The organism is Avibacterium sp. 21-586 (genome assembly GCF_026226775.1).
In the GTDB taxonomy this organism is placed as follows: Bacteria; Pseudomonadota; Gammaproteobacteria; order Enterobacterales; family Pasteurellaceae; genus Avibacterium.
In genome coordinates this window covers 342939-365094 of sequence record NZ_JAKKOD010000001.1, presented here as the reverse complement: position 1 = coordinate 365094, position 22156 = coordinate 342939, and the positions used below count along the sequence as shown (strand labels likewise).

19 protein-coding genes are annotated in these 22156 nt (G+C 40.7%); 5 read left to right on the top strand and 14 right to left on the bottom strand.

Translation table 11 applies throughout. The features are described from left to right. Positions 1-3 precede the first annotated feature (3 nt). From L5B71_RS01705 to L5B71_RS01670, 8 genes are all read right to left on the bottom strand, one after another. The gene (locus tag L5B71_RS01705; protein ID WP_265757763.1) at positions 4-2169 is read right to left on the bottom strand and encodes a copper-translocating P-type ATPase; all 2166 of its coding nucleotides are present in this window, start codon (positions 2167-2169) and stop codon (positions 4-6) included. 113 nt (positions 2170-2282) lie between these two features. Beyond that, a complete protein-coding gene (locus L5B71_RS01700) occupies positions 2283-2495 on the bottom strand; it encodes a cation transporter (protein WP_265756607.1) in 213 nt (70 codons plus the stop codon). Between the two features lie 121 nt (positions 2496-2616). Then, complete coding sequence (gene hemA, locus L5B71_RS01695) at positions 2617-3921, bottom strand: glutamyl-tRNA reductase (protein WP_265756606.1); 1305 nt, start codon at positions 3919-3921, stop codon at positions 2617-2619. 186 nt (positions 3922-4107) lie between these two features. Continuing rightward, positions 4108-5784 carry a long-chain-fatty-acid--CoA ligase FadD gene (gene fadD / locus L5B71_RS01690; RefSeq protein WP_265756605.1) on the bottom strand — a complete coding sequence of 559 codons (1677 nt, stop codon included), beginning with the start codon at positions 5782-5784 and terminating at the stop codon, positions 4108-4110. 74 nt (positions 5785-5858) lie between these two features. After that, positions 5859-6572 (bottom strand): tRNA (adenosine(37)-N6)-threonylcarbamoyltransferase complex dimerization subunit type 1 TsaB, encoded by a 714-nt coding sequence (gene tsaB, locus L5B71_RS01685; RefSeq protein ID WP_265756604.1) that lies wholly within the window; start codon positions 6570-6572, stop codon positions 5859-5861. After that, positions 6572-8515, bottom strand: coding sequence for an ATP-dependent DNA helicase (locus L5B71_RS01680; RefSeq protein ID WP_265756603.1), 1944 nt, complete (start codon positions 8513-8515; stop codon positions 6572-6574). The genes tsaB and L5B71_RS01680 overlap by 1 nt, the downstream gene beginning before the upstream one ends. A 249-nt stretch (positions 8516-8764) precedes the next feature. Then, complete coding sequence (gene cspD, locus L5B71_RS01675; protein WP_265756601.1) at positions 8765-8974, bottom strand: cold shock domain-containing protein CspD; 210 nt, start codon at positions 8972-8974, stop codon at positions 8765-8767. 200 nt (positions 8975-9174) lie between these two features. Continuing rightward, complete coding sequence (locus tag L5B71_RS01670) at positions 9175-9324, bottom strand: YoaH family protein (protein WP_265756600.1); 150 nt, start codon at positions 9322-9324, stop codon at positions 9175-9177. Positions 9325-9406: 82 nt separating this feature from the next. Between L5B71_RS01670 and L5B71_RS01665 the strand changes: the two genes are divergently transcribed. After that, entirely contained in the window at positions 9407-10414 is a 1008-nt protein-coding gene (locus L5B71_RS01665; RefSeq protein WP_265756599.1) for an ornithine carbamoyltransferase, read from the top strand. A 40-nt stretch (positions 10415-10454) separates the two neighbouring features. On the opposite strand, the gene L5B71_RS01660 is transcribed toward L5B71_RS01665, so the two are convergent. Continuing rightward, a complete protein-coding gene (locus L5B71_RS01660; RefSeq protein WP_265756598.1) occupies positions 10455-12182 on the bottom strand; it encodes a protein-disulfide reductase DsbD in 1728 nt (575 codons plus the stop codon). A 249-nt stretch (positions 12183-12431) separates the two neighbouring features. Here L5B71_RS01660 and L5B71_RS01655 point away from each other — a divergent pair, with 249 nt between their 5' ends. The 3 genes from L5B71_RS01655 (at position 12432) to arcA (ending at position 13800) form a co-directional block, all read left to right on the top strand. Beyond that, the gene (locus L5B71_RS01655) at positions 12432-12698 is read left to right on the top strand and encodes a type B 50S ribosomal protein L31 (RefSeq protein WP_265756596.1); all 267 of its coding nucleotides are present in this window, start codon (positions 12432-12434) and stop codon (positions 12696-12698) included. A 9-nt stretch (positions 12699-12707) separates the two neighbouring features. After that, complete coding sequence (gene ykgO / locus L5B71_RS01650; RefSeq protein ID WP_265756594.1) at positions 12708-12851, top strand: type B 50S ribosomal protein L36; 144 nt, start codon at positions 12708-12710, stop codon at positions 12849-12851. Positions 12852-13080: 229 nt separating this feature from the next. After that, on the top strand, positions 13081-13800 hold the full coding sequence (gene arcA / locus L5B71_RS01645; protein ID WP_265756591.1) for a two-component system response regulator ArcA: 720 nt from the start codon (positions 13081-13083) through the stop codon (positions 13798-13800). A gap of 86 nt (positions 13801-13886) precedes the next feature. Here the strand turns inward: arcA and xseA are convergent, their stop codons facing one another. From xseA to L5B71_RS01620, 5 genes are all read right to left on the bottom strand, one after another. Continuing rightward, entirely contained in the window at positions 13887-15428 is a 1542-nt protein-coding gene (gene xseA / locus L5B71_RS01640) for an exodeoxyribonuclease VII large subunit (protein WP_265756589.1), read from the bottom strand. A gap of 2 nt (positions 15429-15430) precedes the next feature. Beyond that, a complete protein-coding gene (locus L5B71_RS01635; protein ID WP_265756587.1) occupies positions 15431-16627 on the bottom strand; it encodes a ribosomal protein uL16 3-hydroxylase in 1197 nt (398 codons plus the stop codon). Continuing rightward, on the bottom strand, positions 16620-17018 hold the full coding sequence (locus L5B71_RS01630; RefSeq protein WP_265756586.1) for an RnfH family protein: 399 nt from the start codon (positions 17016-17018) through the stop codon (positions 16620-16622). Before L5B71_RS01630 ends, L5B71_RS01635 begins: the two co-directional genes overlap by 8 nt. Continuing rightward, on the bottom strand, positions 17011-17460 hold the full coding sequence (locus L5B71_RS01625) for a type II toxin-antitoxin system RatA family toxin (protein ID WP_265756585.1): 450 nt from the start codon (positions 17458-17460) through the stop codon (positions 17011-17013). Before L5B71_RS01625 ends, L5B71_RS01630 begins: the two co-directional genes overlap by 8 nt. A gap of 256 nt (positions 17461-17716) precedes the next feature. Beyond that, positions 17717-18457, bottom strand: a complete 741-nt coding sequence (locus tag L5B71_RS01620; protein WP_265756584.1) for a cyclase family protein — start codon at positions 18455-18457, stop codon at positions 17717-17719. Between the two features lie 295 nt (positions 18458-18752). Here L5B71_RS01620 and L5B71_RS01615 point away from each other — a divergent pair, with 295 nt between their 5' ends. Beyond that, entirely contained in the window at positions 18753-22022 is a 3270-nt protein-coding gene (locus L5B71_RS01615; RefSeq protein WP_265756582.1) for a YadA family autotransporter adhesin, read from the top strand. Positions 22023-22156: the final 134 nt, after the last annotated feature.

Sequence of the window (22156 nt, the reverse complement as noted above, 5' to 3'; positions counted from 1 at the left end):
CGTTTATTCTACTTTAAATTTTAGCAAGCGGTTAGCATTAGTCACTACGGTGATCGAAGACAGCGCCATTGCAAGTCCACCAATCATCGGGTTAAGCAAAATACCAAACAAGGGATACAACCCCCCTGCAGCAATAGGTATACCTAAAATATTATAAATAAATGCACCAAACAGATTCTGCTTCATATTGCGTAAAATCCCTTTGGAAAGACAAAGTGCATCGGCCACAGCAGAAATATTATGACGCATTAAAGTTAATTCTGCGGTTTCAATGGCAATATCCGAACCACTTCCCATTGCGATGCTCACGTCTGCTTGAGCAAGGGCTGGTGCATCATTAATGCCATCTCCGACCATCACTACTTTATGTCCTTCTTGCTGTAATGCTTTGATAATATTTGCTTTTTCAGCTGGCAATACGCCTGCAATCACTTTATCAATCGCTGTACCTTGCGCCAATGTACGGGCGGTTTTTTCTTGATCTCCTGTCAACATCACTAAATGATAGCCTTGCTGATGTAAACGTTGTAACGCTTTAACTGAATCCTCTCTCAGTGGATCGCTAATTATAAATAAGCCAGCTAATTGACGAGCGATAGCTAAAAAGACCACCGTTGCGCCGCTTTCTGTTTGCTGTTTAAAGATCGCCATTGCAGGCTGAATATCCACGCCTTGCTGTAGCATTAATGTTTGGTTACCCAGCAATAATTCAAGCTCTTCCACTTCTCCACTCACCCCTAAACCTTGCAAGGTGGCAAAGGCGTTAAGTGGTTTGATTTCGCCTTGTTTTTCTTGATTAAACTGTACAATCCCTTTAGCTAAAGGGTGATTTGACCCTTGCTCTAGGCTTGCTGCAAGCCGGCTCACTTGCATTTCCGTATAATCATTAAAACAATAAAGTGCGGTAACTTTTGGCGAACCTTTTGTCAGCGTACCCGTTTTGTCAAAAACAATCGTATTGGCACTGGCAGATTTTTGTAAGGCATCGGCATCTCGCACCAAAATACCTAATTCTGCTGCACGCCCAATGCCTGAAATGATCGACATTGGCGTAGCTAGCCCTAAGGCACAAGGGCAAGCGATGATGAGTACGGTAGTAAAAATGACCAAGCTATAAGAAAATTGTGGCACAGGCCCAAGAATATACCAAACTAAAGCAGCAACTAAGGCAATGGCAATGACTACTGGCACAAAAATACTTGCAATTTTATCTGCTAGTTGCCCCATTTCGGGCTTGCTACTCTGCGCTTGACGTACTAATTTGATGATATTTGCCAGCGTGGTTTGCTCGCCAATTTGTTCTGCACGATAAAGCACCGTGCCATCTGAAATGAGCGTTCCCGCACTAATTTTATCGCCAGCTTGCTTTTGCACTGGGAGTGGCTCACCGGTTAGCATACTTTCATCAAACCAGCCTTGCCCTTCTGTAATTGTGCCGTCCACTGCCACACGTTCGCCTGTTTGTAAGCGTAATCGCATTCCTTCTTGTACTTCTGCAAGGGGAATGTCTTGTATGCCTTGTGGCGTAACTAAATGGACGGTTTTAGGGGTAAGATCTAACAAGCGCGCCAACGCCTGCGAAGAATGTTGCTTCGCCTTTGCCTCAAACATTTTACCTAAATTGATGAAACCGATGATCATCGCCGCCGCTTCAAAATATAAATGGCGTGCATTTTCAGGGAAAAACTCAGGCTTAATGCAAACAAACATAGAATAAAGCCAAGCCGTGCCAGTGCCTAACGCGACAAGGGTATCCATTGTAGCTGTGCGATTGCGCAAATTCTGCCACGCCTTTTGATAAAAATGTTTGCCTGTAACAATCATCACCACCAAGGTCAGCACACCGATCATGAGCCAATAAATGTGATTGTTTTGGTTGACTCTCATTGTGCCGCCAAGCAAGCCCCAAAGCATTAATATTGCCCCTAATCCAAGAGCCACAATGCCTTGCCATTTACGCTGATTGACTTCTTTAGCGCTTTTACTTTGCTGTTTTTCTACTCGCAACGCATCATCATTCACCACTTCTGCACCATAGCCTGCTTGCTGTACAGCTGCAACAAGCGATTCTGGCGTGGCATTGCCATTGACTAAAGCAGTTTGTTCCGCTAAATTCACTTGCACTTGAGCAACCTGTGGTACCGCTTGCAAGGCTTTTTGCACTTTCATAACGCAAGCGGCACAACTTAAGCCATCAAGCAAAAGAGTAACCTGATCCTGATGTTGTCCAACTACCACAGGATCAGGTTCTAACGTTTCTGTGGAAGATTCGGGTAGGGAACTTACTTTGCAGAATGATCAGCAAGATGTGCTTGATAGCCAGCTTCAACTATGGCATTAATCAGCACTTGTGGCTCAACATCGCCTACCACAACCGCTTTATCCAAACTCACTTCTGCACTGTGCACACCGACAATGTTATCTAAGGTTTTCTGTACGGATTTTACACAATGTTGGCAAGATAAATCACTTAACGTTAAAACAATTTCTTTCATATTTTGATCCTTCTGTAAATAAATTGATCTATAGCATAAACCTTAACATAGGGTTAATGTCAATATAAAAATGTGGTTGGAATATTAATATGATCGGTGCAAAATAAGCCGATGTTCGGCCCTATTCTTGTTTTGTTTGAATTTCTTTGGAAAACGCTTGCAAGCCTTCAGCATTGCCTGATTTCATCATTGCTTGCATTGCTTGGGTTGGTGTATGAATGAGCTTGTTCATTAATTTATAGCTTAATTCTTGCAAAATTTGCGCCGCACTTTCGCCTTGCTGCAAGGAAATCAGCGCTTTTTCTAACATTTCTTGCCGAGTTTGCTCCGCTTCTTCACGGTAACGGCGGATTAAATTAGAAAATTGATGGACCTTAAGCCACTCAAAAAAGGCTTGGTTTTCTTCATCAATAATCTGTTCTGCCTCGGCTGAAGCTTGTTCGCGCTGCGTGAGATTACGCTGAATGATATTTTGTAAATCATCTACGGTATAATGATAAACACTTTCCACCTCTCCCACGCTTTCTTCTACATCACGCGGTACAGCAATATCCACAATCAACATTGGATTGTAGCAACGCTTTTTCTGTGCTTGCTGCACCATTGCTTGGCTGATCAAGGTGTTTGGGCTACCCGTTGAGCTGATCACTATATCTGCTTGATCTAAGCTCTCTTGAAGATCATCTAGCCCTACCACACGAATTTTCTGTGCGGATCCCAGTTTTCCCACCAGTTGTTCAGCCCGAGCAAGGGTTCGGTTGGCAATAGTTAAACTTTTCACACCGTGGCGTAATAAATGACGAGCGACTAATTCAATCGTTTCTCCAGCTCCTACGAGCAAAATATTCAGTTGGTGTAGGTTATCAAAAATTTGACGCGCTAAAGTACAGGCGGTATATGCCACAGACACGGCATTTTCACCAATACTGGTTTCCGTGCGTACACGCTTTGCAGTGGAAAAGGTTTTTTGGAATAAGCGAGAAAGCTGGCCAGAAATCGCCCCTTGATGTTGCTGATAGTAGTCTTCACTCATCTGATAAGCTTGTTTCACTTGCCCTAAAATTTGTGGTTCACCCAGCACAAGGGAATCTAATCCGCACGCCACGCGCATTAAATGGCGAGTGGCAAACTGATTTTGTTTGATATAAAGACTATGGTTAAGCTCTTCTTTGTCAAGCTGATGAATGTTGCTAAGCCAATCAACACATTGGCGTTGCCATTGTGCATCATCTTGTGGGGAAATGGCTTTATTATGAAAATACACCTCTGTCCGATTACAGGTGGACAAAATCACAGCACTGTCTGCCAAAGCAGATTGCTCGATCTGTTGCAATGCCTGCTGACGTTTTTCATCAGAAAATGCCACTTTCTCACGCAATGCCACGGAAGCGGTTTTATGGTTAATGCCTAAAACAAGAATTGTCATAAATTAATTGAAATTTGACCGCACTTTCGGTCAAGTCCCCACAAAATAAAAAGAAAAAATAAAAACTTGCTCATTCTAAGCAATTATTTGCCATTGGGCAAATTGAAACAACAAATTGCTAGTATAGTAAAAAGAAATAAAGGCATCTAAAAACGGATGCCTTAAAATCAAGGGTTAATTCGTTAGTCATTTGGCTAATTCTTCATCACGCAGTACGCGTCGAAGAATTTTTCCCACATTAGATTTTGGTAATTCATCTCTAAATTCAATGTCTTTCGGTACTTTATAGCCAGTGAGATGCTGGCGGCAATGTTGGCGTAGCTCATCACGCGTCAGACTTTCATCTTTTTTCACCACAAATACTTTAATGGTTTCGCCTGACACTTCATTTGGTACGCCAATGGCCACCACTTCTGCTACTTTGTAATTGAGCATAATCACATCTTCAATTTCATTTGGATACACATTAAAGCCTGAAACTAAGATCATATCTTTTTTGCGATCCACAATGCGTAAGCTATAAGATTCGTCCATCACCACAATATCACCTGTGGCAAGCCAGCCGTCTTTCAGCACTTCTGCGGTGGCTTCTGGCCGTTTCCAATACCCTTGCATTACCTGATCCCCTTTCACCCAAAGCTCCCCTGGTTCACCAAGTTGAGCTTCTTCACCATTATCTTTGATGATTTTAATATCCGTATTTGGCACGGGAACACCGATAGTGCCGTTGTGTTTCACCACATTAATTGGACAAGCGGCAATCAGTGGCGAACATTCTGTCATTCCATAACCTTCAATAATGTTACAACCTGTGGTTTCGTGCCAACGGGTTGCCACAGATTGCTGAATGGCCATTCCACCACCAACGGAAAGTTTAAGCTGCGAGAAATCGATTTCTTTGAAATTTTCATTATTTAACAAGGCGTTAAATAAGGTGTTTACCCCTGTGATGGCAATAAAGCGATATTTTTTCATTTCTTTAACAAAGCCATCAATATCACGGGGATTGGTGATCAAAATCGCAGTAACCCCTAGTTCAATAAATAATAAGCAGTTTACGGTTAAAGCAAAAACGTGATACAGCGGTAAAGCTAGAATGGCTTTGCGTTCGCGCGTGTGATCGCCCACGAAAGGATAGGCAATCCATTTCGCTTGGGATACATTGGTAATAATATTGTGATGAGAAAGCATTGCGCCTTTAGCAACACCTGTTGTGCCGCCCGTATATTGTAAGAAAGCAAGATCATTGCCGGTTAAATGCGGACGAACATATTGGCGATATTTGCCCACAGCAAGCACTTCACGGAAAGTTACAGCGTGCGGTAATTTATATTTTGGTACGAGCTTTTTAATGTATTTCACCACAAAATTCACCAGCGTTCGTTTACCAAAAGAAAGCTGATCGCCCATTCGGGTTAAAATAACGTGTTTCACTTCTGTGTTAAACACCACTTTTTCAAGGGTTGAAGCAAAATTCGAGACCACTATAATCGCTTTAGCACCACTATCTTGTAACTGATGTTCTAGCTCTCTTGGCGTGTAAAGGGGATTAACATTCACCACCACCATTCCAGCGCGTAAAATACCAAATAACGCAATAGGATATTGCAATAAATTTGGCATCATCAATGCCACAGGATCGCCTTGTTGTAATGTCAGTTCATTTTGTAAATAAGCAGCAAAGGCACGGCTACGCTCTTCTAATTTACGAAACGTCAGCACTTGCCCCATATTAATATAAGCGGCACGATCAGGGTGTTCTCGCACTGCCTTATCAAACATATCTAAAATATTTTCATAGCCTGAGGTATCCAGCTCCCTTTCTGCTCCCTCTGGATAATTAATAAACCAAGGCTTTTCCATTTGTTATCCTTATTATTTTTATTAAGTCTTACCGATTTTATCACTAGCTTACGAATGTGCCAAATGTTGACTGGTTATTCACGCCCCGGTAACTTTTTCCAAGTGACTTCATTGCGTAAGTAAACTGGCTCAATTTCCACCGCACTTATCCATTGTTTCTGCCAGTAATAAGGCAAGGCTAAAGGCAACATTGCTTTGGCGGAAGGCAAAATGATGTCCGAATCTTTCGCCCAATTTATCTCAGTAAGAGTTTCATAAGCCGCCCAGCCTGAGCCCACTTTATACCACTCGCCTTGCTCTGCTTGGGCAAGGGCTAAGGCTTGTTGTGGCGAACACACTTGCTCAGCAACTACTTCATTCCATTGTAAAAATTGATGAGAATCCCACCGCACTTTTTCTGCCTTAAGCTGGCTGAAATACACTTCATTCATTCTTGCATCAATAGCGCATAACACCTGTGTTGAGCCATATTGCTCATAGGCTTGCTGTGCCATTATGGTAAGATTAGAAATAGGAATCACCGGCAAATCAGCACCTAATGCTAACCCTTGCGCAATGCCTGCGCCCACGCGCACACCAGTAAAACTGCCTGGACCACGTCCAAAAACCAAGGCATCGACTTGATTGAGCGCAATGCCTGACTGACTTAAAATTTCATCAACCATTGGCAAAATACGTTTTGTGTGCGTGCGTTGCGCCAATTCGTCTAAATGGGTAATTTTCCCTTTATGAAATAAGGCAACGGAACAAGCCTCCGTTGACGTATCTAAAGCGAGTAAAGTTGTCATTATTTTTTCTCTGTTAAAAATTGGATTACGTTGTTTAAATCTCGGGTTCGTTTGGCATTAGGCAAACTTTTTAAAAAGGTTTCACCGTAGGATCGCATTACCAAACGGCTATCACAAATAATCACAGCACCGCGGTCGGTCACATCACGGATCAAACGCCCAACTCCTTGCTTTAAGGTGATCACGGCTTCGGGAATTTGGATCTCATTGAACGGATCTTTGCCCTGCAAGCGGCAATCTTCCATTCGTGCTTTAAGTAAAGGTTCATCAGGTGCGGTAAACGGCAATTTGTCAATAATCACTAAAGAAAGGGCATCGCCGCGTACATCTACCCCTTCCCAGAAACTTGACGTGGCAACCAACACGGTGTGAGATTGGGCGGTAAACTGTTCTAATAATTTGCTTTTTGCCGTTTCCCCTTGCAATAATACGGTTAAATCACTGTGTTCACGGAAAAAATCTGCCAGCCCACGCATCATCGAATAAGACGTACAAAGCACAAAACAACGCCCCTGATTTTTTTCGATGATCGGTAATAACATTTGCCCGAGCTGCGTTTGCGTGTGCGATTGGTTTAATGCAGGCAGGAAACGTGGCACGCATAATAAGGCTTGTTCAGGATAATTAAACGGACTCGGCAAAATTTTCTGCGCGGCATTTTGAATACCTAAGCGTTGGCAAAAATGCTGAAAATTGCCCCCCACTTCTAAGGTGGCAGAAGTAAAAATCCACGCGGCTTCTTTCTGACTTAGCTGTTCACCAAATTTATCCGCCACAGTGAGTGGGGTGATATATAAACCAAAACCTCGTCCCATGGTTTCATACCAATAGCAATACCCCACTAAATGGGTTTCTTGCAGACGTTTTAAAATCACCTGAATACTGGCAATACGTTCAAAAATGCTATCTAGGGTTTGCGAACGCCCCAAAGAAAGCTTCACTACATCAGATAAAAATGCCAATTTTTCTTGCAATAATTCTACGCATTTTTGCACCGCACTTTTATCTGCCAAATGCGCTGTTGAAGGTTGATACAATTCGCGCCAATTTCCACGGCGATTGCCTTCGCCCAATAATAAACGAAAATCTTGCACTACCTTAAGCAAGGTATCCGCCGCCACGCCAAGCTGTTTCATATCTTTTAATTCTGTACGATAAACAATATTGGCATCTTTACATAAATCAAATAATTGACGTGAAGTAAGTGAAATGCCGAAATACTGGCTTGCAATATCAGCAATTTGATGGGCTTCATCAAAAATAATCGCCTGCGCATTGGGAATCAGCTCACCAAAGCCACTTTCTTTTACCGCCATATCAGCAAAAAACAAATGATGATTTACCACCACTAAATCGGCATTTAAGGCTTTTTTACGCGCCGCTGCCACATAGCAATCATCATAATTCGGACATTCTGAACCTAAGCAACTTTCTGTGGTACTGGTAAGCTGTGGCAAAATTGGGCTGTCTTCCGCAATTTCCACGCATTCGCTTAAATCCCCTGTTTTAGTGGCATTATTCCATTTTCGCACCTTAGCAAGATCGGCTAACACGGTGCGATCGCCCAATACACCTTGCGCAATTAGTTGATCCAAACGTTCAAGGCAAAGATAATTGGCCCGCCCTTTTAAAAGCGCGATTTTGCCCGTATAACCCAAAGCGTTTTTTATGGCAGGAAGATCACGATTGAATAATTGATCTTGCAGATTTTTTGAGCCCGTAGAAATAATGGTTTTCTTGCCTGCAAGCAACACCGGCACTAAATAAGCGAAAGTTTTGCCGGTACCCGTTCCTGCTTCCACCACAAGGGCTTGCTTATTTAAAATCGCCTCCGTCACCGCTTGCGCCATTTCTAATTGCTCGGCGCGGGGGCGAAATCCTTTAATATGCTGACTCAGCACGCCCGTTTCCGCAAAGGCGTTGATGACTTTTTGGCTATCCATTAATTTGATCTACGATTATAAATAAAAGTTGTGCTATTCTAACAGATTAGCACAATAAAATGCCATCAACACTTGATACAGCAAAAGACATAAAACATACTACAAAAATGATTATGAAAGAATACGTTATAAGATAATAAAAGTAAGGCACAGAAAGAAATTATTCTATCTATGCCTTATTGATCATAAACCAAATAATTAAATACGGGTAAAAATTAAATCAATTGCGATTTATTTAACCTTCAATATTTATTCTGCAATAGGGATAATTTTGGTGGCATGTGAGCCTTTCTCACCATGAACCACTTCAAAATTCACTTTTTGTCCAGCTTTCAATGAGCGGTAACCATCCATTTCTATAACAGAATAATGAGCAAAAATATCCGAATCATTTCCTTCTACTGAAATAAATCCAAAACCTTTCGCATTATTGAACCATTTAACAATACCCACTTCCATAAAACGTTAACCTCTCAAATGGATTGATGATCTAAAAGATCAGTAATTACTAGCAAAGTATCAAATACTTCACCCCTTTCTCCTTAAGGATATTGAAATAAATCATCTTATTTATCAATGATAAATATTTAAAAATCAAACAGAGATCACAATTTTTTATTAGGTCATTATAGGCTTAATCAATTCAGCGAAAGCTGTAATTATTGATGCTGATATTTTTCGCGTAATTCTTGTGCAACAATCGCTATAGCTTCTCCGCTACTTATTCCTTGTTCCATTAATACCCGAATTTTTTCCACCGCTTGTTGCTGTTGCTCATGGGTTAAACTCAATAATATTTCATCCAACATATTTTTACCTTTATTCAGTTAAAATAAATCAGTAATATACCAATAAAATTTATAAACACAACGAACGTGAGAGGAAAATATTATGCCCTTTAACTTAAAAAATCGCCATTTACTTAGCCTTGTACATCACACACCAGAAGAAATTCGATTTTTACTACAACTTGCAAAAGATTTAAAACGTGCCAAATATGCAGGCACCGAACAACCCAAATTAAAGGGCAAAAACATCGCCTTAATTTTCGAAAAAACCTCCACCCGTACTCGTTGTGCCTTTGAAGTAGCCGCTTATGATCAAGGGGCAAATGTTACCTATATTGATCCCACCTCCTCGCAGATTGGACATAAAGAAAGTATGAAAGATACTGCTCGTGTACTCGGGCGGATGTATGATGCCATCGAATACCGTGGTTTTAAGCAAGCGATTGTGAATGAATTAGCACAATATGCCGGTGTGCCAGTATTTAACGGCTTAACCGATGAATTCCACCCAACTCAAATGCTCGCAGATGTTCTCACTATGATGGAACATTGCGACAAACCTTTGTCACAAATTAGTTATGTTTATATCGGTGATGCACGCAATAATATGGGTAATTCATTGTTATTAATCGGTGCAAAATTAGGCATGGACGTGCGAATTTGTGCGCCAAAAGCCTTACAACCTGAAGCGGAATTGATCACAATGTGCCAAGAATTCGCACAGCAAACAGGGGCAAAAATCACTATTACAGAAGACGTTAATCTTGCCGTGAAAGAGGTAGATTTCGTGCATACGGATGTGTGGGTCTCAATGGGTGAGCCACTTGAAAGCTGGGGGGAGCGCATTGATTTACTGTTGCCTTATCAAGTAACAACCGACCTAATGCGACGCAGCGGCAATCCTAAAGTGAAGTTTATGCACTGCCTACCGGCTTTCCATAATTGCGAAACAGAAATCGGTAAACAAATCGCTGAAAAATATCCGCACTTAGCAAACGGCATTGAAGTAACCGAAGAGGTATTTGAATCACCAATGAACATCTCCTTTGATCAAGCGGAAAACCGTATGCACACGATTAAAGCAGTAATGGTGGCGTCTTTGGGAGCATGATAAATAAAGCTAAAGTGCGGTGAAAAAACACCGCACTTTTTTATTTCAGCCTTTTTTGTAACCAAGCTAAGAATTCATCCGCATTCATAAATCCTGTAATACGAGCGGGTTCAATTTCGTTACCTTGCTTATCAAAAAAGATGATGGTTGGTAGCCCTAGCACATCCAGCTTTTCCATTAACGCTTTATTTTCATTACTGTTTTTTGTCATATCTACTTGTAGTAATAAGATATTGCCAAAGGCTTGCTGAACGTTAGGATCAGAAAACGTATATTTTTCAAACTCTTTACAGGCTACGCACCAATCGGCATAAAGATCAAGCATTGCAAAAGTGCGGTCGTTTTTTTGTAAGATTTTTTGTAGCTCGTCATAACTGCTCACTTTTTGGAAAGTGGTTTGATGAGTGCGCATTGCTTGCGGTAAATCAGGTTCATTCCATAGCCAAGTTTGTAATGGTTTCACCAAGATCATCGCTAAGATAAAAAAGCCAATTCGCAGCACCCAGCCAATGCCCTGCCCTTTGATTTGTAAGCCTGCCCATAAGCAGAAAGAGACGCCAAGCAACGCCCATAAACGGTTTTCCCAGATTTCCGGCAAAATGCGAGAAAGTAGGAAAACGGGCAATGCAAGCATTACAAAGCCGAAAATCACTTTCACTTTCTCTAACCATTCGCCCGATTTTGGCAAAATGCGGTTGCCGAAAACGGTGGCTAAAATCAGCGGCACGCCCATTCCTAAAGCAAGCAAATAAAGGGTGATTGCACCAGTAAATAGATCACCGCTTTGCGCCACATAAAGTAATGCGCCCGATAAGGGTGCCGAAGTGCAAGGTGATGCCACAAGGCCTGCGATCATTCCCATCACAAACACGCCGCCAAATGCACCGCTCTTTTGTTTTTGGCTTAACAAGGTGAGCTTGGTTTGTAATGATGAAGGCAATTGTAAGGTGAACACACCGAACATTGATAAGGCGAGCAACACAAAAATCAGTGATAACCCGATGAGTACATAAGGGCTTTGCAACGCAATTTGGAAAGGTAAGCCGATGGCAGCCACAGCCAAGCCGAGCAAGGTGTAAGTGAGCGCCATTCCTTGCACATAAGCAAGACTTAATCCCAAAGCGCGTGCCGTACTAGGGCGTTGTCCACTACCAATCACCACCGCAGAAAGCAGCGGCAACATTGGCAATACACAAGGGGTAAACGCCAAGCCTAAGCCTAATAAGAAAAAGCCAAATACTGCATATTTACTTTCAAACAGCCGCTGTGCCAAGGATTGTTGTTCATTTAGTACAGGCGCTAAGTCAGGCATAAGTGCGGTGTTTTTTTGCACCGTTTTTTCTGCTGAATTTGTTGCTGAAGGCTGCCATTGCACGATTTTGGTTTCAGGTGGATAACAAAATCCTTTCGTGCAACCTTGGTAGGTAACAGAAAAGGTTTGTGGTGAGGTTGATGAAATCGGCACATTGAAGGTTAAATGATCACGGTAAATTTCCGTTTCACCAAAAAATTCATCTTGATATTTTTCTGCTGGTGGAAAAGGTAAATTTGCAATCTTTCTCTCCCCTTGTTCAAGTAGGATTTCTTTTTTGTAGAGATAATAATCTGGCGCAATTTGCCATGCCAATTGCAAACTTTCTGCCTGAGATTGAGCTGAAAATTGAAAGGCTTCGTCTGCTTTTAAAAATTGCGGTTTGCTATCAAATAGCCCTGCCTGCGCCATAAGTGCGGTGCAAAAACAAAGCAAAAAGGTAAAAATTCTTTTCATTTTCTTTTCCTAGCCTATTGAATAGTAACGTCTATTTACTTTCATTATATTTAAATCTTGTTTTTCTTATTCTAACACGGCATAAACCTACATAATGTACAAAAAGTCTTGAGTTCTTTCACTTTATCTTATTCGCTTACCTCCTCATCACACTTATTTTTTAATGAAAAATAATATTTGATAATAATTCTTATTTAAGCTAGCATACTAGCCCTAGTTATTTCGCAATAAAAAATAAGAGGTTTTAAAATGAAAAAAGGCATTCACCCAGAAAATTATCGGACTGTGCTGTTTTATGATAGTAACGCAAAACAAGGTTTTTTGATTCGTTCTTGCGCGAGAACTACACAAACAATGAAATGGGAAGATGGTAAAGAATATCCTGTATTTATGTGCGATACTTCTTCTGCATCACACCCTTTTTATACTGGAAAAACAAGACAAATTAATAACGAAGGAAGAGCAAGTAGCTTCCTCAACAGATATAGCAAATTCGGCGCACTAAAATCAAAATAAGGAGACATAATGCAAGTACTTTCCTCATTAAAAACGGCCAAAACTCGCCATCCCAAATGCAAAGTGGTTCGTCGACAAGGCATCGTATACGTGATTTGTAAAGAAAACCCACGCTTCAAAGCACGTCAAGGAGGCAAAAAGAAAAAACGTTAAGCCTTGTTTGATTAAGCAGATAAAATGACGCGCCAAATTTTTGGCGCACTTCTTTTTATTCCTCAAATAGGTTAAATTCTATGATTTAGATCATAAAATATAAGTGATTTCTAAAAGCTAAGGTTTTAACACGTGTTACAATAATGTTGCAATTACACAATGAGAAACTTAGAATACCCATAGTTATTATGGATTTAAATAAAATTTAGCTGTAAAGGAAACAGATTATATGGTTACTCCACAAATTCTAATTGTTGAAGATGAAGCCATTACAAGGAACACGTTAAAAAATATTTTTGAGGCAGAAGGATATGAGGTTTTTGAGGCTATTGACGGCGCTCAAATGCACAATATTCTAATGAATCGAAATATCGATCTTGTGATCATGGATATTAACCTACCTGGGAAAAATGGGTTAATGCTTGCCCGTGAACTGCGAGAGAAAAAAAATACTGCACTGATGTTCCTAACTGGTCGTAACAATGAAGTGGATAAAATTTTAGGTCTAGAAATTGGTGCAGATGACTATATTACCAAACCATTTAATCCAAGAGAACTAACCATTCGTGCTAGAAATATTTTACAACGCACAATGCAAGATACTCCAAAAGTATTCAATCCACAAATACAAATAGAACAATATCATTTTAATGGTTGGACTTTAGATCTTAACAGCCATATGCTAATTACCCCTGATGCTCAACCTATTAAACTACCGCGAAGTGAATTTAGAACGCTCCTGCATTTTTGTGAAAATCCAGGAAAAATCCAATCCCGCGAAGAATTATTAAAGAAAATGGCAGGACGTGAACTAAAGCCACAAGATAGAACTGTTGATGTAACAATTCGTCGTATTCGTAAATATTTTGAGAAATATCCAGCTACACCAGAGATTATCGCAACTATTCACGGTGAAGGTTATCGTTTTTGCGGTAAGCTGGAAGAGTAGAGATATTTTTCAATATGTAAGATAAATTAAAAGAGCGAAAAATTTTTTCGCTCTTATCTCAATAGCTAAAATAATTACCTTACAGCCTAATTTTGGCTCTCAATCTGTTCCACTCGACTCATAATTATGCCGTTCATTAAATGAGTTCTCAAATGCTCTCCCACCTTCACTTGATCAGCTTGGGTAATTGCAATGCCTTGCTCATTCTCAGAAATGGAATAACCACGGGAAAGAATTTTCAGCGGGCTTAATCCGTCCAAGCGTTGGCACAAGGTGGCAAAACGCCCTTGTTTATTTGTCAGCTGTTTTTCTGCACAAAAATCTAACCGCACTTTTAATTGTTGCAAATGTTGCGTCTGCTTTTGTAGACGATACGGCAGCGGATTATTATTCAGCCGTTCATTAAGTGCGGTGAAATTTTGCTGTTTTTTTGCCAAATAATGTTGCATCGCTAACCTTAAGCCATAGGCTAGCTGTTGGATCTGGGCTTTTTGCTGATTAAGCTGTTTTTGCGGGTGGCGATGTTGCAAGTGTTGGCTAAGTTGCTGTAATCCTTGCTTTTTCGAGGAAAGGTTGCGTTCCATTGCCAAATGCAAACGCTGGTGTTGCGTAGCGATTTGCTGCTGCGATTTCTCCACAGCCCGTTGCATTGCAAACTGCAAACGGTAAGCAAGCTGTTGTAGCTGGGCTTTTTGTTGATTAAAGTGAATTTGTGGATGGCGATTTTGCAAACGCCACACAAGCTGATTTAAGGCTTGGCTTTTTTCATTAAATAGACGATCTAACGCCATTTCTAAACGCTGACGTTTATAGTTAAGCTGTTGCAATAATTCTTGCTGATCACGGCTTACTAATTCTGCCGCTGCAGAGGGCGTGGGTGCACGCACATCGGCTACAAAATCGGCAATGGTAACATCGGTTTCGTGTCCCACCGCACTAATCACAGGGAGCACAGAATTAAAAATCGCGCGCGCCACCGCTTCTTCATTGAAACACCATAAATCTTCTAACGAACCGCCACCGCGTCCTACAATAAGCACGTCCACTTCTTGACGGCGATTGGCCAGTTCGATCATTTGTACAATTTCATCGGCGGCTTCTTTGCCTTGCACGGCGGTGGGATAAATCACCACGTTCAGGCTAGGATCGCGCCGCTGTAAAATATGCAAAATATCTTGCAACGCTGCCCCTGTTGGTGAAGTGATCACACCCACTTTGCGGCTAAAGTGCGGTAAATTTTTTTTCAGATTTTGCGCAAATAATCCTTCCGCCGCCAATTTCATTTTCAAGGCTTCAAATTGCTGTTGCAATAAGCCCTCACCTGCAGGGTGCATACTGTCGATAATCAGCTGATAATCACCGCGTGGCTCATATAAACTCACACTGGCACGCACCAACACTTGCATTCCATTTTGCGGGCGAAACGGCACGCGCAGATTTTTCATTCGGAACATTGCACAACGCACTTGGGCATTTTCATCTTTCAAGGTGAGATACCAATGCCCTGAAACAGGTTGGGTGAAATTGGAAATTTCCCCCGTGAGCCACACTAGCCCAAGCTGCCCCTCCAATAATTGGCGAGCCTGCTGGTTGAGCTGTGAAACGGAATAAATCGCACTCTTTTCCATTTTTAATCCAACAATACCCAGCCATCATCAAGCCAGTTGCATAGGCTGTCTAACAATAATTCCATTACGCTTTCTTTATCTTTCACGTCAAGCATTAAGGCTTGCAAATCACCTAAACCAAGGGATTGCCCGTCTGCTAAACGTTTCAAAATTTGTGCTTCAAGCGGATTAAGTTCATCAAGCCATTCACCGTTGGCATAAATACGTAGCGGATGCTCAGTGTAAAGCAATTTGCAATTATTATCTTGTGAAAGCAAACAATCTTCCTCCAAAAGCGACCGCACTTCTTCAGGATCGTACTCCCCTTCCGTTGGCAATAATTCGTAGCGTCTGCTACTGACTGTGCTTGCTAAGGCTTGTTTAAATAAAGCGTCAAATTGCGGGCTTTCAGCAAGGCTGGCAAGAAATTGTTGCTTAATGGTGGCGATATTTTGCTGTGCCAATAAACCTGTGGGTTGAAGATCAGGGCTAAGGCGCAGTGGAATTAAAAATTCGCTTAGATCCAATTCTAAATGAGGTTGATTAAAGGCTTTGCCCACATTTTCAAAAATGTCCGCCAAATTAGGATAACGTAAGCCAAAAGAGAACGTCAAACAATCATCTTGCGCCACGCCATAATGGGATAAACGCGAAGGCACATAAAGCACGTCACCAGGTGCAAGCACTTCATCAAGCACCAACTCGCCCATATCATCAAAAATACGGATCGGTTGGTTCGGTTTGAACTCGGTGGTTGGATCGCACCATTTGCCAAGCTGCCAACGGCGGTGTCCATAGCCTTGCACAAGGAACACGTCATATTCATCATAATGTCGCCCTACCGAGCCACCTTTTGGCGCATAAGACACCATAATATCGTCCCGTTGCCATTGCGGAATAAAGCCAAATGCGTTCCAAAGCTGACCTAATTCTGGCGACCATTGTTCCATATTTTGTACCAGCACCGTCCATTGTGTTGGCATATCAGCAAAATCTTGCTCTGCCAGCGGGCTCACCTTGAGCTCCCACTTTTCATCGCTATGCTGCTTGATTAGGCGTGCGGTAACCTCTTCGCCTTGTGCTAGTTCAATAATATCTTCTGGCTCAAACTGCCCCACAATTTGTGGCAGACCATTGCGAATCAATAACGGTTTCTTTTGCCAATATTCTTGCAAAAATTGCTCTGGGCTAATGTGGTCAGGTAAGCAAAATTTAATCATCGCCTTGTTCCTCTTGGATTGAAGATGGTGTTGCAGATTTTTGATCTTGGGCTAATTGTTTCGCGCGTTTTTTCGCTTCTTTTTCAGCTTGCTTTTGTGCTTGCTGTTCTTGCAGCTGCTGTGCGGCACGCTTACGGCGGATTTCTTTAGGATCAGCCAATAAAGGGCGATAAATCTCTATGCGATCGCCATTTTCTAGCACATCAGTGAGCTTCGCAGGACGGCTGAAAATGCCAATTTTATTTTCGCGTAAATCAATTTCACTAAATTGATGCAAAATGCCCGACTGCAAAATCGCCGTTTGCACTGTTGTACCTTGCTCTATATGCAAGCTTTTCAAAAAATAACGATCAGGCAAGGCATAAGCTATTTCAATTGTTAATTTAGACATTCGGCGTCCCCCTCCCATAAACAGTCTTCGCACGCTGTTTGAAAGCATCAATCATTTTACTGGTAAGATGGGTAAAAATCTGCCCAAATGCCATTGCAATAATCGGATTAGAAAATTCAAAATCCAGTTTTAAGACAATTTTGCAGCACTGCTCATCAATTTCCACAAACTGCCATTCCCCTTGTAAAAACTTAAAAGGCCCTTCCACCAACTGCATTTGAATACGCTGATTTTCCACCATTGTATTTTGCGTGGTAAAACGCTGGCGAATACCTGCTTTGCTGATCACCAATTCTGCCGTGAGCTGATTTTGCTGACGGCTTAGGGTTCGACTTTCTACGCAACCCGGCAAAAATTCAGGATAGGATTCATAATTATTCACCAAATCATACATTTGTTTGGCACTGTAAGGCACTAAGGCACTTTGATTAACCGTTGGCATAAGTATTATACATTTACAAAAACACGAGAAAGAATGATCAATGCTTTATCCTATAATTTATTTATAGTACTAACATCTTATTTTTATCTAGTATTTTAAATAGCACGGCTATTTTAGATAATAGATAGAGGTTCAGTGTAACTGAAAAAGCAAGGTAAAGTAAGGCAAGTGCGGTGAAATTTTAATAAATTAATTATTTCTACCGCACTTTTTCTGTCTATTTTTTATTTAATTTTATGAAAAGCTATCTACACCATTAATCTGGCAAAATAGCAAAAGCACGCACAGGAAAACCCGGCGATTTTTCTGGCTTCGCTGGAATACAAAAAATAACCGCACCAGTTGGTGGACATTGATCTAAGTTAGTTAATAGCTCAATTTGATAGTGATTATTAGATAACACATATAACTCACCGATCAAACCATTTTGTTGATAAATAGCCGCATCCGTATCAAAAGTTTCGTGGCCATTTGCCAATGCAGCACGCTGTTCATAAATAAATTTTAATGCCTCCAACGACCAACCCGGATAGTGATTCTGCCCTGTTTGATCAGGATTGGCAAAGGCTTGCTTATCCCCCCAACGTTTGCTCCAATCAGTACGCAATGCAACGAATGATCCAGCTGGAATACGACCGTGTTGCTCTTCCCACGCTAAAATATGCTCTGGTAGCAAGGCAAAATCGGGATTTTCCGCCACTTCTGTTGATTTATCAATGACAATGAGGGGTAACACCAATTCTTGTTTTAAAGATAAATCATTCACATAACGAGGCTGATCCTTTGCAAAATGAATAGGGGGATCAATATGTGTGCCGTACTGCCCTGGAAAATTATATTGATGGACAAAAAAGCCGTCTGAATGGTCAAAAATAGTCTTAAATTCTGCATCGTTAAATGCTGGAAAGTGCGGGCTATTTGCGCCAAATTCGTGTGTTAAATCAACCCATTTTTTCTGTTTTAATGCGGCAAGTAATTCCAATGTTGTTAAGCTCATTACAACTCCTTTTTATTTCATTTAATCACGTTTAACTAAATCATACCTCTTTAATCTACTCAGCAAGACAAGGAAAAGCAAGTCGAAGCTTAAATTTAGCATAAATAAAATATAGTGCATTAAGTTATTGGCAGTAAGTACAACAATGAAAAACACTCAATATAAATATTTGATAAAAATCCGTTTGTATTTTAAACATCGATTGATTAAACTATAAACGAAAGGAGCATTTATTAATTCCCTTTCTATTCTTCATATACAAAATATAATTTAAATTCTATTCTGGAGTCTAAATATGAACAACGATCTATTTAGTCCTAATTTCAAACGTGATGAAAAACACGTAATGCGCAATGTTGAAATTAGCCGACATCCCCTTTCTTATAAAAATTTGAAAAAACTAAACCGCACGTTATCTACCATTTTCCCGCACTCTCCCGCTTTCTTGTTATTTCCTGCTCTGATTGGTGCTGTATCTATTAATGCAAATGCTGCGATACGAGATGGTTCAACAGGTGAAAAGATCACAATTTCATCACCTGATCGTGGTGCAAGTAACTACTCCCCTAATGGAATTGCTATTGGTAATGGAAGCTATATTGAAGATATGGGACCAGACACCAAAGAAGGGATCGCCATTGGTACAAACGCAAAAGCATTAGATGGCAATAGCACTCCTAGAACAGGTTTGAGTGCTATTTTCTTCGGATCAGAAAGAAAAAACTTACCTGGTGGAGTAAGCGGTATTGCCATTGGTTTAAATACCTATGCGAGTGAAAGCACTGTGGATATTGGGGCAAAATCTGGAGGAAGCGAAGCAAATGGTGCTAACCGCCGAGCTTCAGTAACTGTGGGGGCTGACTCCTATGCTGCGGCTCACTTTTCAACAATTACCGGGGCATATTCCTCAATCAAAACAACCCCCTCCCGCGATGATTCTCCTTCCTTAAGTGGATTAGGATCAGTTATTTCAGGGGCCTTAAACACAATGGATGTTAAAAAATATGAGACTTATAATGGAATGGCAAATGCCATAACAGGTACGGCTAACCTTATAAAAGACAGTAATGGTGCGCTTATTATGGGGACTGGAAATAAAATTTCTAATTCACGATTGCCGTTAAGACTGTCTGCCCTCCCTGCTTATGATAATATTACCAATTCAAACAAGTTATATGAATTATTATCAGAAGAAGATAGCAACGGTAAAAAACCTGAGCTGGCTTCTGTCGGTGTTTTTGGTGGCGCAAATGAAGTAGATAATGCTCACTTTGTTAATGTTAGCGGGGTTGATAACCGATTAAAAGGTGCTGAAAGTGGAACTTCAAGTGAATATGTTTCCATTGACGGTTATCGCAATAGAGCAACAAATGTATCCCATTTAAGTATGCAAGGTAGTGAAAACGCCGTTACTAATGCAACTGAGAATATTGTAATGGGTAACTACAATAAGGTGATTGGCGATAAAACTGATCGTAGTGATGCCAAACGCAATCTATTGTTCGGCTTTCAAGACGAAAATTCCAATAAAATCGGTAAAAACATTGCTAACAACCAATTAATCGGTTCAGATATTACGGTTAAAGAAGGCACAAAAAATGGTGTGCTAATTGGAGATCAGGCAGAGATTGCAGCCTCTAATATGGATGATACAACCGCATTAGATGGTGCAATTGCCTTAGGTGCGAAATCCGTAGCTAATCGTCAAGCAATTGATTCTGCATCCGTAGAAACATCTACGGATAAAATTCCTGAAAATAATGCGGCCAAAACAAATAAAGTTTATGCTTTAGAAGCTGCATCAGATGATGACAAAACTGCAATTAAAGCAACGGTAAAAGGTAATTTAGCAGCGATTTCTGTGGGTAATGCAAAGAATACTCGTCAAATTATCAACGTGGCTGCGGGTTCGGAAGATACTGATGCTGTGAATGTGGCTCAATTAAGAAGTGTGGCAAATGTGCTTAATGAAAACACTTGGTCATTATCGGTAAATAATGACACTAAGGGAAAAGAATCTGTCGGCAATAAAAATACCGTCAATTTCATCAATACCGATGACAACATCACCATCACCAAAACACCGAAAGATGAAAACGGTAAAATCAACGTTGATATGATCTTAAAAGATCAAATTCGTATTGGTGCAAAAAAAGTTATTCAAGGTGATGGTTCAATCGTGAAAGAAGGTGGCACCATCATTAATGGTGATGGACTTAGTACAAATGACGGTAAAGGCCCAAGCATTACAACCACTGGTATTGATGCAAAAGATACTAAGATCACCCACGTTAGAGCCGGTCAAAACGAGACTGATGCAGTCAATATGAGCCAGTTAAATGCAGTGAAAACGGATGTAAGCAATATCCGAACCGATGTTAATCTTGTTAAAAATGACTTAATTAACGTGAAAGGAGATATCAATAATGTCAAAACAGACATCAATAACGTGAAAGCTGACGTCAATAACGTGAAAGCTGATGTCAATAACATTAAAACTGATGTCAATAACGTTAAAACTGATGTCAATAATGTGAAAGCTGATGTCAATAACGTGAAAGGTGATATTAATAACGTAAAAAATCAAGTTGAAAGCATAACTCACACGACTTGGAATTTATCTGCTAACGATAAAGACAAGGTTAATATAGGTACTGCTGATACAGTGAATTTCAAAAATACTGATAAAAACATCAATATAGTTAAAAGTTCAAAAGACAATAACAAAATAGATGTTGATATGACGCTAAATGATACTGTCAATATTAAGGAAAAAGTTAATGTAGGTAGCACAAATGGGACAAGCATTAATAAAGACGGTTTAACCACCAATGGCGGCAATGGTCCTAGTATTAAAACTATTGGTGTTAATGCCGGCAATAAAGTTATTACCAATGTTGCTGCAGGCGTTGCACCGACTGATGCGGTAAATGTAAGCCAGTTAGATGGGGTGAAAAATCAACTTAACAACGTGCTCAATACTAATTGGAGTATATCTGTGAATGATAATTCACCTGAAACCATTACTCGAACCGACACGGTTAATATAAAAAATTCAGATAACAATATTAAACTTGTTAAAACAAGAAATGGTAACAAAGTCAATGTGAATATGAAACTAAACGATACTGTGCGTATTGGTGGTCAAAATGGCACCGTAATAAACAATAGTGGCATTATGACCAACGGTGGTAATGGCCCTAGTATCACAACTACTGGAGTGAATGCAGGTGGTAAGCGTATTCGCAATGTTACAGCTGGAGTTAGACCAACTGATGCGGTGAATGTAAGCCAATTAAATGGGGTAAAACGTCAAATTGATAATGTAGATAAATCAGCCCGAGCGGGTATTGCGGGTGCATTGGCAACAGCAAACCTTTACCAAGCGTATATCCCAGGCCATTCTATGGTTTCTGTTGGGGTAGGTACGTTTCGTGGGCAAAATGCGATTGCAATTGGGGCATCTCGCCTTTCTGATAACGGTCATATCGGAATCAAACTTAGTGGTATGACTACCAACCAAGGTGATGTGGGTGGTGCAATGGCCGTAGGTTATCAATGGTAATCATCGCTTAACCACACTTTAACGGCACTAGCAATAGTGCCGTTGTTTTACTGACTTCAATTATCTACTCTGTATCCTCCTTCAAGCCACCTCCTTATTAACAAAGTGTTTAAATTGAGTATTGAGAGATTTTT

Coding starts and splice junctions, on each gene's coding strand:
- ykgO (WP_265756594.1), top strand. CDS start 12,708: ATGCAAGTACTTTCCTCATTAAAAACGGCCAAAACTCGCCATCCCAAA.
- cspD (WP_265756601.1), bottom strand. CDS start 8,974: ATGGAAGTGGGTATTGTTAAATGGTTCAATAATGCGAAAGGTTTTGGA.
- L5B71_RS01630 (WP_265756586.1), bottom strand. CDS start 17,018: ATGTCTAAATTAACAATTGAAATAGCTTATGCCTTGCCTGATCGTTAT.
- xseA (WP_265756589.1), bottom strand. CDS start 15,428: ATGGAAAAGAGTGCGATTTATTCCGTTTCACAGCTCAACCAGCAGGCT.
- L5B71_RS01670 (WP_265756600.1), bottom strand. CDS start 9,324: ATGTTGGATGAAATATTATTGAGTTTAACCCATGAGCAACAGCAACAA.
- hemA (WP_265756606.1), bottom strand. CDS start 3,921: ATGACAATTCTTGTTTTAGGCATTAACCATAAAACCGCTTCCGTGGCA.
- L5B71_RS01680 (WP_265756603.1), bottom strand. CDS start 8,515: ATGGATAGCCAAAAAGTCATCAACGCCTTTGCGGAAACGGGCGTGCTG.
- L5B71_RS01620 (WP_265756584.1), bottom strand. CDS start 18,457: ATGAGCTTAACAACATTGGAATTACTTGCCGCATTAAAACAGAAAAAA.
- fadD (WP_265756605.1), bottom strand. CDS start 5,784: ATGGAAAAGCCTTGGTTTATTAATTATCCAGAGGGAGCAGAAAGGGAG.
- L5B71_RS01665 (WP_265756599.1), top strand. CDS start 9,407: ATGCCCTTTAACTTAAAAAATCGCCATTTACTTAGCCTTGTACATCAC.
- L5B71_RS01625 (WP_265756585.1), bottom strand. CDS start 17,460: ATGCCAACGGTTAATCAAAGTGCCTTAGTGCCTTACAGTGCCAAACAA.
- L5B71_RS01700 (WP_265756607.1), bottom strand. CDS start 2,495: ATGAAAGAAATTGTTTTAACGTTAAGTGATTTATCTTGCCAACATTGT.
- L5B71_RS01635 (WP_265756587.1), bottom strand. CDS start 16,627: ATGATTAAATTTTGCTTACCTGACCACATTAGCCCAGAGCAATTTTTG.
- L5B71_RS01660 (WP_265756598.1), bottom strand. CDS start 12,182: ATGAAAAGAATTTTTACCTTTTTGCTTTGTTTTTGCACCGCACTTATG.
- tsaB (WP_265756604.1), bottom strand. CDS start 6,572: ATGACAACTTTACTCGCTTTAGATACGTCAACGGAGGCTTGTTCCGTT.
- L5B71_RS01655 (WP_265756596.1), top strand. CDS start 12,432: ATGAAAAAAGGCATTCACCCAGAAAATTATCGGACTGTGCTGTTTTAT.
- L5B71_RS01615 (WP_265756582.1), top strand. CDS start 18,753: ATGAACAACGATCTATTTAGTCCTAATTTCAAACGTGATGAAAAACAC.
- arcA (WP_265756591.1), top strand. CDS start 13,081: ATGGTTACTCCACAAATTCTAATTGTTGAAGATGAAGCCATTACAAGG.
- L5B71_RS01705 (WP_265757763.1), bottom strand. CDS start 2,169: ATGAAAGTGCAAAAAGCCTTGCAAGCGGTACCACAGGTTGCTCAAGTG.